This is a genomic window from Pseudomonas sp. GNP014, from assembly GCF_054344005.1.
In genome coordinates, this window is sequence record NZ_JBTGUS010000001.1 from 3,665,976 (window position 1) to 3,678,459 (window position 12,484).

Here is a 12,484-nt window from a genome sequence, read left to right on the forward strand (position 1 = left end):
GCGGGATTTTGTGTGTCAGGTGAGCAGGCGTTGTGTCAGCAGGGGCAGGAGTTGTTCGCATGAGGCTTCGATTTTCAATGACAGCAGGTCATCTGCGCGAGTCTTGCCCAGGTTGATCGCAATCAGCGGCTTGCCCCGATCGGCAATCACCCGACACAGGCGAAAGGCCGAATAGGCCATCAACGACGAGCCCACCACCAACATCCCGGCCGCGCGTTCCGCCGCCGCCAGCGCCCGCGCGGCGGTTTGCTGCGCGACGTTCTCGCCAAAAAACACCACATCCGGCTTCATTCGCTCGCCCGCGCAATGTGGACAGTGCGGCACCTGAAACCGGGCTTCGAACGCGGGGTCGAGCAGGGTATCGCCGTCCGGCGCCTGCACGGCATCGACGCCGGCCAGATACGGGTTGTGCATCTCCATCAAGCGCTGAATGGCATCGCGCTCACTGCGCTGGCCACAATCCAGGCACAGCACCCGGTGCAGGCTGCCGTGCAGTTCGATCACGTCCTGACTGCCGGCCTGATCGTGCAGGGTGTCGACGTTCTGCGTGATCAATCCGCCGATCCGCCCATGCGTCTGCAAACGGGCCAGAGCCTCATGCGCTGCATTCGGCCGCGCCTGCCGCACCCGTGGCCAGCCGAGCATGGCCCGCGCCCAATAGCGCCGGCGTGATTCCGGGGCCGCGAGGAATTCCTGATACATCATCGGCTGGCGCCCCCGGCGCACGCCGTCGCTGTCGCGATAATCCGGAATCCCCGACGGCGTGCTGATGCCGGCGCCGGTCAGCACCAGAAAGTCGCCGTCAGCCATCGCTTGTTGCAAGGTGTCGAGGTGGTCGCGGATCGGGCTGTCGAGCATGGTCAGCACTCCGGGCAGATGAATGCCTTGCAGGTTAGCACTGACCTTCCATAGCGAGGGAGTCTGGCTGGGGGGAGCGGTTTTCCATGGCGCGGGGGCTTGCTCCCGCCGGGGCGCGCAGCGGCCCCAAAACCGCCGACGGCTTCGCCGCCGAGCGCAAGCAAGCGCCCTCGCCACAGATTTCTCCCACACGGTCAATAGCTTGTCTCCGGGCTATTTGCGCGCCTCCAGAATCAGATTGAACGGTGTCTGCGTGGCCCGCCGGAACTGCTTGAAGCCGGCTTCGGCAAACACTTTGCGCAGGCGCATTTCCCCGGCTTGTGCGCCGAGCCCGAGGCCGACCTCTTGCGACAGGGAATTCGGTGTGCAGATGAAGGTCGACGCCGCGTAGAACAGTCGGCCGACCGGGTTGATGTTGTCATCCAGCGTATCGTTGGCGAACGGTTCGACCAGCAGCACCGTGCCGTCGTCCTTCAGCGAGTCGTAGGCATGGCGTGCGGCGCCGACCGGGTCGCCCATGTCATGCAGACAGTCGAAATAGCAGATCAGGTCATAGTCGTCGCCGGGGTAATTTTTTGCCGTGCCCTGAAAGAACTTCGCCCGGCTGCTGACACCGCCTTCTTCGGCGCGCTGGGTAGCCACGGTGATCGAGGGCGTGTGGTTGTCGAAACCGACGAAACGCGAGTTGGGAAACGCCTGAGCCATGATCACTGTCGAGGCGCCGTGGCCGCAGCCGACGTCGGCGACCTTGGCGCCTGCCTCAAGCCTGGCCACCACACCGTCCAGTGCCGGCAGCCATTCGGCGATCAAATGCCCCTTGTAACCGGGGCGAAAGAACCGTTCGGTGCCGGTGAACATGCACGGATGGTGATCGCCCCAGGGCAAGGCGCCGTTGCCGCGCATGGCTTTCACCAGTTTATCCTTGTCATGGAAAAACGACGCCACCACGCCCAGACCGCCGGCGACGTACACCGGTGAGTCTTCCAGGGCCAATGCCAGGGCATGTTCTTCCGGCAGGCGGAATTGCCCGTCGTGATGCTCCATGTAGCCTGAAGCGGCATGGGCGCTGAGCCATTCGCGAACCAGACGCGGGTTACAGGTGGTTTTCGCAGCGAGTGCTTCGGGGCTGATCGGCTGACTGTCGGCCATGGCCCGGTACAACCCGAGTTCTTCGCCGACGATGACATTAGCCAGCATCGCCGCGCCGCCCATGTCGTTGATCAGTTTTCCCATGAATTCGTTGAGTCGGGCCTCGTCCATCACGTGTGCTCCTGAAACAGGATCACAGTCCGGCGGCGTCAAGGATCGAGGGTCGAGGCGTGCGCCATCGGGCAGTGGTCGTCTTGGGTTTGAGCGATGAACCACTGCTGGATTCATCGCCCAGATTTTACTCTTGAGGGCTATGCAACAAGTCTAGCCCTCCAATGCCATGAAGCGATCGTTTTTCAGGCTTTTGTACGCTTCTTGGAGGCAGGCGTCTGGCTCAACACGCCATTGGATAGCTTGGCCACTCTTTCAGGAAGCGAGAGCGTTTTTCCGGTGAACTCCAGCGTGGCTTCGATTCGCTCCACGGATGGATCTTCCTTAAGCTCCAGTGTCCCTTCGACCGCCAGGTAAGCGCTCCCCAGCAAATCCAGATAGGCCGCCCGAATGTTTAGATCACCTGTTTCAAACGTGTACTTTCCTTTTTTTAGCCCTGCTGCAATGAACAGCGTTACGCGGTGCGGTTTTGGTGGGTCTAATTCCCAGACTCTCTGATTGGCGACCACTGCAAATGTTTGCGTGTTTTCTTGAAAGGAGATTTCAACCTCGTCGGACTTGAACTCATGATAAATACCTCCTTCAAGTTTAGCGAAAAACTCATGCTGCTGAAGCTTGTCTGCCGCCGAAGTGCGGGTAATGTCCTGCAGATCGAACTTGCCCTCACTCAAGATATATTCCTGGCCTCCAATATTGCCCTTGAAGTTAAACGTACCGACCATTCGCTGCTCGGATTCGAAGTATTGAATGGACAATAATCCTTCGGTCGAGACCACTAAGATGTCTTGGGAAAAGTAATGAGCGTGCGCCAGATTTTTATCGCTGCCAGAAACAAGCGAATAATTCATGGGTACGCCATTGCCTCCGAGGTTCAGAGGGATAACAAAAGTCATGTAGCGATAGCTGTTGCCGCTGATATGAGTGGCGTTTATTTCCCAATGGGTTGGCAGTTTTTCAATTGAAAGTCCGCTATTGGCCTGGAAATCCGGCTCGCCGGCGCTTTTGGCGGTAAGCGTGCCCGTGGCGGCTACTGTTCCTTGCGTGATGGACATTTTGCTATTCATGTTCTGGATTCCTTTCTCGAGGGCATTACGAAAGAATGAGGCGCCAGTGTAGTGGCGGTGCCTGCTACGCATAACTGTCAAAGTTGACAGGTATAAAAAATAAATTTTTATTCTGTTTTGTTAATTTTGACGCGGGATTGCCTTCGATAAACCGATGATCTGTATCTCAATGAATACAGCGCGATCACAGATACATAACCTGTGCATTCGACTTCGTCGTCGAAACAACCGCGATACATACACTGTTTAGGTTGACCTTTTGATCGCCATCACGCTGATGCGCCAACAGAGGGACAGCCCCATGCATATTGTTCATCCATCTGCACTTGCCCGAGTCGGACTCGGCCTGCGACGAGGCTTGTTGAAAGACCTGCGAGCTGCCCATAGCGGTGTTTTCGACTTTCTCGAAGTCGCCCCGGAAAACTGGATTGGCGTTGGCGGTGCCCACGGCGCGGCGTTGCACGAACTGGCCGAGCGTTATCCATTGGCTTGCCACGGCTTGTCGTTGTCGCTTGGCGGATCGGCGCCGCTCGACGTCGGTTTTCTCGAAGAAGTCCGGGCGTTTCTTGACCACCATCAAGTGCCGTTGTACAGCGAACACCTGAGCTACTGCAGCGACGACGGTCATCTCTACGATCTGCTGCCGTTGCCATTCACCGAAGAGGCGGTGCATCACGTCGCCGCGCGGATCCGCCAGTCTCAGGACATTCTGGGGCGGCGTCTGGCGGTGGAAAATGTCTCTTACTATGCCGCGCCACGTCAGGGCATGGACGAGGTGACGTTCACCAACGCGGTGCTGCGCGAGGCCGATTGCGACCTGCTGCTGGACGTGAATAACGTCTACGTCAATTCGATCAACCACGGCTTCGACCCACACCGGTTTCTCGCCGGGGTCGAGCCGGGCAGGGTGGTCGGCATGCACGTGGCCGGGCATTTCGATGAGTCGGACACGTTGAAAATCGACACCCATGGTGCCTCGGTGAAACCGGTGGTCTGGGCGTTGCTGGGCGACGCCTATGCTCGGTTCGGTGTCCAGCCAACGTTGCTTGAGCGGGATTTCAATTTCCCGGTGTTTTCCGAACTGGTGGCCGAGTTGCAGACTATTCGCCACTTGCAGAATCGGGAGATTCGTCATGGATAACCTGATGCAGCAACAGCAGGCGCTCACCGCGTACTTACGTGACCCCGACCATCAGCCGTTGCCGGCCAACATGAACCCGGCGCGGGTCACGGTGTACCGGAATCTGGTGTTCAACAACGTCTCGGCGCTGCTGAGCCCGACGTTTCCGGTGCTGATCCGGATCATTGGCGAAACCCGCTGGCGGGCACTGGTGCGCGGCTTTCTGCGCGAGTGCCGCGCGCAAACGCCGAAGTTTGCTGAGATCGCCGAGGCGTTTGTCGGGTTTCTCGCGGCCGAGCTCGAGGTCACGAGTGAAGGTGAGTGGCCACCCTTTCTGCTGGAACTGGCGCACTACGAATGGGTAGAGATGGTACTGCAGCAATCAGACGCCGAGCCGTTACCACCAACAGACCAAGGCTTGCTGCTGGAACGTCCACTACGGGTATCGGCGCTGGCCTGGCCGTTGGCGTATGTGTGGCCGGTGCAACGGCTGTCGCCGGACCTTCAACCCGCCGTAGCCCCGGCCCAACCGACCCTGTTGCTGGTACGCCGCACTGCGGATTTCAGCGTCAGGTTTGCTGAGTTGAGCCCCTTGGCCTGGCGGTTGTTGCAGCGGATCGGTGAGTACCCTGTTTTGACCGGGCGCGAGCAGTTGCACGGTCTGGCGCAAGAGGCCGGCGAGTTGGGCAATGCGTCATTCATGGACAGTGGTTTGGCATTGTTGCAGCAGTTGCACGAAGACCGCGTAGTTGGGGCCGACATCGTGATTCCAGAGACTCCGTAAGCCCTGTGGGAGCGGGCTTGCCTGCTCCCACAGGTCAGAGCGGCAGCTTCAGTTCCGCGCACAGCCCGCCGCCCTCGCGGTTGCTCAGGCTCAGCGAGCCCCCCAGTGCCATCGCCAGTTGGTGCGCGATCGCCAGCCCCAGCCCGGTGCCGCCGGTTTCGCGGTTGCGCGAGTTTTCCACGCGGTAGAACGGTTCCATCACCTGCTGCAGTTCGGCCTCGGCAATGCCCGGGCCGCGATCCATGACGGTCAGCCTCAGGCTGCCGTTGTTTGCTTCGACCCACACCTCAGCCGCGCCGGCGAACTTCAGGGCGTTGTCGGTCAGGTTCACCAATACCCGGCGCAACGCATGTGGGCGGGTGTCGATGACCACTTCACTCTTGCCGATCAGTTGCACGTCCTTGCCCATGTCCTGATAGTCGAACACCAGGCTTTCGAGAAACGAATCCATGTTGGTGCGGCGGCTTTCTTCAGTTGAGCCATGGATGCTGCGCGCATACGCCACGCCTTCGCGCACCAGATGTTCCATCTCGCCAAGGTCGTTCCACAGCTTGTCCTTTTCCGCCGAGTCGTCCATGAACTCGGCGCGCAGCTTCATCCGGGTGATCGGCGTTTGCAGGTCGTGGGAAATGGCGGCAAGCAATTGCATGCGCTCTCTCAGGTAGGCGGCGATACGGGCTTGCATCGTGTTGAAGGCGCGGGCCGCGTAGACCACTTCGGTAGGGCCTTGCTCGTCGAGGTTGATCGGATGGGCATTGGGGTCGAGGGTTTCCACGGCGTTGGCGAGGCGGGTGAGGGGGCTGATTGCAATCCGCACTGCCAGCCAGGTGCAGGCGATCATCAGCGCCAGTTGGCCGAGCAACACCGCCGGCAGCCACGGCGACAGCGGCACCATCGACGGCCGCACATCTATGGTTACCGGGCTGCCATCGCTCAGGCGCAGATGCCCCTGAAAGTGTTTTTTCGGTCCGGGAATGTCGGTGAAGGTCAATGGATAGTGTTCGCCGATGGCGTCGGTGATCGAGGTGACGGCAATCGGCACGTCGCCGGCCTTGATCGGCACGCCCGCTTCACCTGCATTGAGCAGATAGGCGTAATTGGTCCGGGCCAGACGCGACAGCCACGCCGGGCGTTCCTCGGCGGGCAAGCGGTCGAGGATCGCAATCGAGGTTGACACGTCGGTCTGCAGATTGCCGAGCATGGTGTTCCTGGCCATCTGGTAGCGCTCGTAATACTGCGCGCCGAATGACAACGCCTGGGCCAGGATCATGCCGATCAGAAAAATCAGCCACACTCGCGAAGTCAGCGTGCGCGGCCAATGCAGGTTGAGGCTCATGCCGGCGCCCCGAGGATTTCGACCGGCAGCGAGAATACATAACCTTCGCTGCGCACGGTCTTGATGTACGCCGGTTCGCGCGCGTCATCCAGCAGCCGTTGACGCAAACGGCTGACCAGCAAGTCGATGGAACGGTCGAACAGGTCGGCGTCACGGCCCTGGGTCAGGTTGAGCAGTTGATCACGGCTGAGTACCCGTTGCGGGTGATCGAGAAATACCCGCAGCAAGCGGTATTCGGCGCCGCTGAGGGCGACCATGGTGCCGTCCTTGTCCAGCAGGTGCCGCGCCGACGTGTCCAGTTGCCAGCGCCCGAAGGCCAGCAGGCGGCCGGCCTCGGTCACCACCAGGTTGGGCGGCAGCATCCGTGTGCGCCGCAGCACGGCGTTGATCCGCGCGAGCAACTCACGGGCGGCGAAGGGTTTGGTCAGGTAATCGTCCGCGCCCATTTCCAGGCCGATGATGCGGTCGGTTTCATCATTGCGCGCGGTCAGCATCAGCACCGGCGTGGCCTTGTGTTTGCCCACCCGCAGTTCGCGGCACAACTGCAGGCCATCGTCGCCGGGCATCATGATGTCGAGCACGATCAGGTCGACCGTGTTCGCTTCGAGAAAGCTGCGCATCTGCCGGCCATCGGCGACCACGGTGGTGCGCAGGCCGTTTTTTTTCAGGTAGTTGCCCACCAGTTCGCGGATCTCGCGGTCGTCGTCGACGATGAGAATGTGATCGACATGGTCCATCGGTTCAAACCTCCAGCAAAGGGGAATGCCGTGCAGTTTATAGCGCCATCGACGACCCGCCTGCAGGCCTTTGTATTGCAGTGTATCCAGCGTGAGCACGGATACACGGCGAGGCAAAAACGGCCGCCTCCCCGGGTTTTGTATCGTTGTGTATCCCCGACCGGCAGGGATACGTAACGATTTATCCGCGCGGTTTTCCGACACACCCGCGATACCTCGCGAGCCTCAAATAGGCTCCATCGAGGCACACACAGATGGCCTCGGCTCAAACCCATTGACGCCTTGAGGAAACTCCCATGATCAGTAAAACCGCGATGGCCGCCGGCCTGTTTGCCGCCCTCAACATCTGCACCTTTGCAGCCCGTGCCGAAGCCGATGTTACCCCGCGAACCTACACCTACGGCACGCCTCTGGACATCCGCCAGGTGATCTTGCTGACCCAGGACGACTCGGTGACCTGCGGCATCGTCGATGCGCGCATGACGTATCTCGACTCGACCGGCGCCACGCAGGTGCTGGATTACCGCAAGTTCGCCGACGGCTGCAACAACGACAACTGAGTCATTTCAATTCTCTGGAGAATCACCATGCACAACGTCTCGCGTTTTTTGACCGCCATCGCCTTTTCCCTCAGCGGCTTCGCTGCCCATGCCGATGCGTCGGTTGAACAGAATAGCTGCCACGGCGGCAGTTGCTTGCAGCTGACGCCGATGGCCAGACAGAGCATTGATAGCTCGCTCGCCGCCGACGGTGCCAGCCGCACGCCGCAGGGCCAGATGTTTGCCGAGAACGGCGCAAGCCGCACACCGCAGGGCCAGTGGCTGCAAAGCCAGAGCGCCTGAGCCCTCCACAAGGGCGCACATTTACACAGGGTGATCATCATGTATCTCATTGCATTCCTCGGCGGTCTGCTGACCGTCCTCAGTCCCTGCATTTTGCCGGTGGTGCCGTTCCTGTTCGCCGGCGCCAACCGCCGGCGCTCGTCGATCCTGCTGACCCTCGGTGGCATGGCCCTGACTTTTGCGCTGATCTCCAGCCTGGCTGTGGTCAGCAGCGAATGGGTGATTCAGGCCAGTAACACCGGGCGGCAGGTGGCGTTGCTCGTGATGATCGCGTTCGCCCTGGCGCTGATCTCGGCACGCATCGGCGACTGGCTGACCCGGCCGTTGGTCCTGCTCGGCAATCGCCTTGATGCCGACAACCGCAAGACGGCCGGGTCGACGGGCTCGATCCTGCTCGGTGTTGCCACCGGACTGCTGTGGGCGCCGTGTGCCGGTCCGATCCTTGGCGTGATCCTCACCGGGGCGATGCTGCAAGGCGCTAACGCTCACACCAGTCTGTTGTTGCTGGCGTATGGCGCAGGCAGTGCGTTGGCGTTGGGCACTTTGATTTTCGCCGGGCGCGGGCTGGTCAACCGGCTGAAACCGTCGATCCCGTTCACGGGCTGGTTTCGTCGCGGGGCAGGTGTTGCCGTGTTGGCTGCGGCGGCGGTGATTGCCACCGGGGCAGACAAGACGTTACTGGCCGGAACGTCTTCCGAAGGTGTCGCCAGCGTCGAAAACAGCGTGCTGGAAAACGTGCCGAAAGTGGTCGATTACCTGGTCAGCAAAGTCCGCGCCGACTCGATGCAGAACGACAGCAAGGGCGCGATGCCGTCGTTGTCCGGCGCCGTGCAGTGGCTCAACTCCCCGGAGCCGAGCGCCGAATCCCTGCGCGGCAAAGTGGTGCTGGTGGATTTCTGGACCTACGACTGCATCAACTGTCAGCACACCTTGCCTTACGTCAAAGACTGGGCGCAGAAGTACCAGAAGGACGGCCTGGTGGTGATCGGTGTGCACACCCCGGAATACGGCTATGAGCGCATCATCGACAACGTCAAGGCGCAGGTGCGCAAGCTCGGCATCAGCTACCCGGTGGCAATCGACAATGATTACGCGATCTGGCGTCACTTCGATAATCAGTACTGGCCCGCGCACTACCTGATCGATGCCAAGGGGCAGGTGCGTTACAGCCATTTCGGCGAAGGCCGCTACGAGGCGCAGGAGCAGATGATCCGCCAGTTGCTGGAAGAGGCCAAAGCCCCCGCAGCCTGAGGCAGGAGCTGTTACAACGGCTTAACAGATTCACGCCACTCATCGGCAAAGCCCGGTTAATTCCGCTTCGCCGGACGACCGGCAGGGACGCCGGCGGGACTCGGCGCGATAGTGATTGAACAGGGCTACTGCCGGTCCTGCCACATAACAAGAACGCGAGGTTGCCATGCCGAAATTCGTGATTGAACGCGAGATTCCAGGAGCCGGAAAGCTGTCGGAAGAAGAACTCAAGGCCGTGTCGCAAACATCCTGCCAGGCGCTACGTGAACTCGGGCCGCAAGTGCAGTGGCTGCAGAGCTACGTCACCGCCGACAAAGTCTATTGCGTGTACATCGCTCCCGATGAAGCGCAAGTGCGCGAGCATGCCCGGCTGGGTGGTTTCCCGGCCAACAGCGTGGCGCGGGTGATGACGGTCATCGATCCGACGACCGCCGAATGATGTCGGCTTCAACCTGCCGCGGAGCTCGACGCCATGAGTACCCCGATTGATCTGACAGCCCTGAAAGAACGCCAGAAAGTCGCCTGGGCCAGCGGCGATTACGCCGTGATCGGTACCACCTTGCAAATCGTCGGCGAAAACCTCGCCGAGGCCTGCGACCTGCGTTGCGACGAGGAGGTGCTGGACGTTGCCGCCGGCAACGGCAACGCCACACTGGCGGCGGCGCGGCGCGGCTGTCTGGTGACCTCGACCGATTATGTCGCGGCCTTGCTCGAACGCGGCCAGGATCGCGCCCGGGCCGAACATCTGGACGTGACCTTTCAGGTGGCCGATGCCGAAGCCTTGCCGTTTGCCGACGACAGTTTTGCCGCGGTGCTGTCGACCTTCGGCGTGATGTTCGCACCCGATCAGGCCCAGGCCGCCGCCGAACTGGCGCGGGTCTGTCGTCGGGGCGGACGGATCGGTCTGGCCAACTGGACCCCAGAAGGTTTTGTCGGCCAGATGTTCAAGACCCTCAGCCGCCATCTGCCACCGCCGCCCGTAGCCCAGCCGCCGGCAAACTGGGGCACCGAAGCCTGGCTGCATACGCATTTCAACGATCACGATTTTGTCGTGCAAGTGACCCGGCGCACCTTCAATTTCCGTTATCGCTCGGCGCTGCATTTCATCGACATCTTTCGTCATTGGTACGGGCCGGTGCACAAGGCCTTCGCGGCGCTGCCGCCAGAGAGCGGTCAGGCACTGGAGAGTGATCTGGCGGATTTGCTCAACCGCTCGAATCGAGCGGGGGAGGCATCGCTGGTGGTGCCGAGCGAGTATCTGGAGGTGGTGATCACCAAACGCTGATCACGCAAAAGCGAACGTCCTCTGCAGGCGCGAGCCTGCAGAGGAGATGTGTTGCGGCGGATGGCCTATTTCAACTGGGCCCGATCAAACCACTCCAGCGCCGTGCGCCAGATGCAGATGCCCAGGAAGTACGCCGACATCAGCAACCACAACCCCATCACCAGCGGGTTGATCAGCGGATGGTTGAGCACCAGCGACAGGCTGCACAGCAGCCAGATCGCCGTCACCGCAATGTTGATCGGCATGAACCGGCGCACGCGGAACGGGTGCAGGAACTTCATTCGCGTCACCGTCAACAGCGCCAGGCCGATCACGGTGAGGAACGTGATCCACGGCCCCGGGCCGATGATGTACAGACACAGCGCCACCACGTTCCACGCTGCGGGGAAACCGACGAAATAGTTGTCCTTGCTCTTCATGTTGACGTTGCAGAAACAAAACAGTGACGACACCAGAATCAGCGACACGGTCAGCAGCAATGTGTAGTCCGGCAACGGAATGTAGCGATAGATGAACAGGGCAGGGATGAAAACGTACGTCAGGTAGTCGATCACCAGGTCGAGGATCGAGCCGTCGAAACTCGGCAGTACCGATTGCACGTTGACCTTGCGTGCCAGCGCACCGTCGAGGCCGTCGACGATCAGCGCCACGCCCAGCCACATCAGGCAGTGGGTCGGCTGGTTTTCCAGCAGGGCGAGGGTGGCGAGGAAGGCGGTGACCACGCCGGTCGCGGTAAAACCATGGGCGCCCCATGCTTTGAGCCTGGCGATGTGTAGAGTCGATATCACGGGGGCGTTCTCCAGAAAGTGAAGCAAGCCGGTTATCACCCTCGTTCAGAAGGGCGCCGGCAAACCGGGTCGGGGTTGCAGCTATCGACCGGTCTGGCCGGGATAAGGTTCACCTGCCATGAATCTTAGCTGGCCGCCAAAAAATGCGTTGGGCGAAATGATTCAGCGGATGGTGCGTCGGCCAAACGGTGCTGGCGCAATAGCCGCACCGGTCTATCGTTGCCAGACGCGGCCAATACCAACGCCGGAGGATGACGTCATGAACACCAGCGATTTGCTCGAACAACTGCTGCGAGGCCAGGCCTCGGCGGGACAACAGGAAAGCGCTTCGGCCGGTGGCGGTCTGGGTGGATTGCTGGGCGGTCTGTTGGGTGGCGGTTCGGCCAGTGGCGGCGGTTCGGCGGTGCCCGGCGGGCTGGGCGGATTGGGTGGTTTGCTCGGCGGGCTGCTTGGCGGTGGCGGTGGGCTGGGGGGCATGCTCGGGGGTGGTGGTACGCAAAGCCGTTCCGGCGCTACCAATTACGCTGCGTTGGCGTCGCTGGGGATGATGGCGTTCCAGGCGTATCAGGCCTGGCAACGCAGCCAGGCCAGCGCGGCACCGCAGCAAACCCCGCAAACAGCCAACCTGCTGGCCGGCCCCGACATTGAAGAACACAGCCATGCGGTGCTGCGCGCCTTGATCGCGGCGGCCAAGGCTGACGGACGCATTGATCAAGCGGAAAGAGACCGGATCAGCTGCGAAATCGGCAAACACGCCGAGGACCCGCAGTTGCAGCAATGGCTCGACGCCGAGTTCGCCAAACCGCTGGATCCGGCGGAAGTTGCCCAATCGGCACAAGGTGATCCGGCGGTTGCCGCCGAAATGTACCTGGCCAGCGTAATGCTGGTGGATGACCAGCAAGCGGCCGAGCGTAATTATCTGGATGAACTGGCGGCGGCCTTGCAGATCGATCCGCAGTTGCAGGTGCATCTGGAGGAACAGGTCAAGGGCACGGCCTGAAAGCCAAGGATCGTCCGATCGCGGTCCGAACCTTCGGCAGCTCCTGCACAGGGGAGAGCAGGGGGGCGGGGGCTCCGTCCGTCCGGGCAATTTTCACGTCGATTGAATTTTTCGCAGGCGTCACCTCTCTGCTGCTGTAGAGGCGTGTGAATCAGCGTC

At 61.1% G+C, this 12,484-nt stretch carries 14 protein-coding genes; 8 read left to right on the top strand and 6 right to left on the bottom strand.

All coding sequences use genetic code 11. From position 1 onward, the window contains the following. Positions 1–15: 15 nt before the first annotated feature. From ACXX9E_RS16495 to ACXX9E_RS16505, 3 genes are all read right to left on the bottom strand, one after another. On the bottom strand, positions 16–858 hold the full coding sequence (locus ACXX9E_RS16495) for an NAD-dependent protein deacetylase (RefSeq protein ID WP_458555728.1): 843 nt from the start codon (positions 856–858) through the stop codon (positions 16–18). A 213-nt stretch (positions 859–1,071) separates the two neighbouring features. Beyond that, positions 1,072–2,118: a class I SAM-dependent methyltransferase gene (locus tag ACXX9E_RS16500; RefSeq protein WP_123467613.1), complete on the bottom strand. Its 1,047-nt coding sequence runs from the start codon at positions 2,116–2,118 to the stop codon at positions 1,072–1,074. A 185-nt stretch (positions 2,119–2,303) separates the two neighbouring features. Then, positions 2,304–3,182 carry a hypothetical protein gene (locus ACXX9E_RS16505; protein WP_458555729.1) on the bottom strand — a complete coding sequence of 293 codons (879 nt, stop codon included), beginning with the start codon at positions 3,180–3,182 and terminating at the stop codon, positions 2,304–2,306. Between the two features lie 301 nt (positions 3,183–3,483). Between ACXX9E_RS16505 and ACXX9E_RS16510 the strand changes: the two genes are divergently transcribed. Together ACXX9E_RS16510 and ACXX9E_RS16515 are read left to right on the top strand one after the other, a co-directional pair. Further along, positions 3,484–4,323 carry an HvfB family MNIO-type RiPP peptide maturase gene (locus tag ACXX9E_RS16510; protein ID WP_458555730.1) on the top strand — a complete coding sequence of 280 codons (840 nt, stop codon included), beginning with the start codon at positions 3,484–3,486 and terminating at the stop codon, positions 4,321–4,323. Beyond that, the gene (locus ACXX9E_RS16515) at positions 4,316–5,086 is read left to right on the top strand and encodes an HvfC family RiPP maturation protein (RefSeq protein ID WP_458555731.1); all 771 of its coding nucleotides are present in this window, start codon (positions 4,316–4,318) and stop codon (positions 5,084–5,086) included. The genes ACXX9E_RS16510 and ACXX9E_RS16515 overlap by 8 nt, the downstream gene beginning before the upstream one ends. A 34-nt stretch (positions 5,087–5,120) precedes the next feature. Here ACXX9E_RS16515 and ACXX9E_RS16520 read toward each other — a convergent pair whose 3' ends face one another. After that, positions 5,121–6,422 (bottom strand): sensor histidine kinase, encoded by a 1,302-nt coding sequence (locus ACXX9E_RS16520; RefSeq protein ID WP_336348180.1) that lies wholly within the window; start codon positions 6,420–6,422, stop codon positions 5,121–5,123. Continuing rightward, a complete protein-coding gene (locus ACXX9E_RS16525; RefSeq protein ID WP_007919579.1) occupies positions 6,419–7,159 on the bottom strand; it encodes a response regulator in 741 nt (246 codons plus the stop codon). The genes ACXX9E_RS16520 and ACXX9E_RS16525 overlap by 4 nt, the downstream gene beginning before the upstream one ends. A gap of 296 nt (positions 7,160–7,455) precedes the next feature. Between ACXX9E_RS16525 and ACXX9E_RS16530 the strand changes: the two genes are divergently transcribed. The 5 genes from ACXX9E_RS16530 to ACXX9E_RS16550 all read left to right on the top strand — a co-directional run bounded on the left by ACXX9E_RS16530 (position 7,456) and on the right by ACXX9E_RS16550 (position 10,537). Beyond that, on the top strand, positions 7,456–7,719 hold the full coding sequence (locus ACXX9E_RS16530) for a DUF2790 domain-containing protein (protein ID WP_458555732.1): 264 nt from the start codon (positions 7,456–7,458) through the stop codon (positions 7,717–7,719). Between the two features lie 27 nt (positions 7,720–7,746). Beyond that, the gene (locus ACXX9E_RS16535; RefSeq protein WP_128614412.1) at positions 7,747–8,001 is read left to right on the top strand and encodes a hypothetical protein; all 255 of its coding nucleotides are present in this window, start codon (positions 7,747–7,749) and stop codon (positions 7,999–8,001) included. Between the two features lie 39 nt (positions 8,002–8,040). Next, positions 8,041–9,252, top strand: a complete 1,212-nt coding sequence (locus tag ACXX9E_RS16540; RefSeq protein WP_458555733.1) for a cytochrome c biogenesis protein DipZ — start codon at positions 8,041–8,043, stop codon at positions 9,250–9,252. A gap of 166 nt (positions 9,253–9,418) precedes the next feature. After that, positions 9,419–9,691 (top strand): DUF4242 domain-containing protein, encoded by a 273-nt coding sequence (locus ACXX9E_RS16545; RefSeq protein WP_123467631.1) that lies wholly within the window; start codon positions 9,419–9,421, stop codon positions 9,689–9,691. 33 nt (positions 9,692–9,724) lie between these two features. Beyond that, positions 9,725–10,537 carry a class I SAM-dependent methyltransferase gene (locus ACXX9E_RS16550; RefSeq protein ID WP_123467633.1) on the top strand — a complete coding sequence of 271 codons (813 nt, stop codon included), beginning with the start codon at positions 9,725–9,727 and terminating at the stop codon, positions 10,535–10,537. 65 nt (positions 10,538–10,602) lie between these two features. Here ACXX9E_RS16550 and pcsA read toward each other — a convergent pair whose 3' ends face one another. Then, complete coding sequence (pcsA, locus tag ACXX9E_RS16555; RefSeq protein WP_123467635.1) at positions 10,603–11,325, bottom strand: phosphatidylcholine synthase; 723 nt, start codon at positions 11,323–11,325, stop codon at positions 10,603–10,605. A 259-nt stretch (positions 11,326–11,584) separates the two neighbouring features. On the opposite strand from pcsA, the gene ACXX9E_RS16560 reads away from it, so the two are divergent. Continuing rightward, the gene (locus ACXX9E_RS16560) at positions 11,585–12,325 is read left to right on the top strand and encodes a tellurite resistance TerB family protein (protein WP_458555734.1); all 741 of its coding nucleotides are present in this window, start codon (positions 11,585–11,587) and stop codon (positions 12,323–12,325) included. Positions 12,326–12,484: the final 159 nt, after the last annotated feature.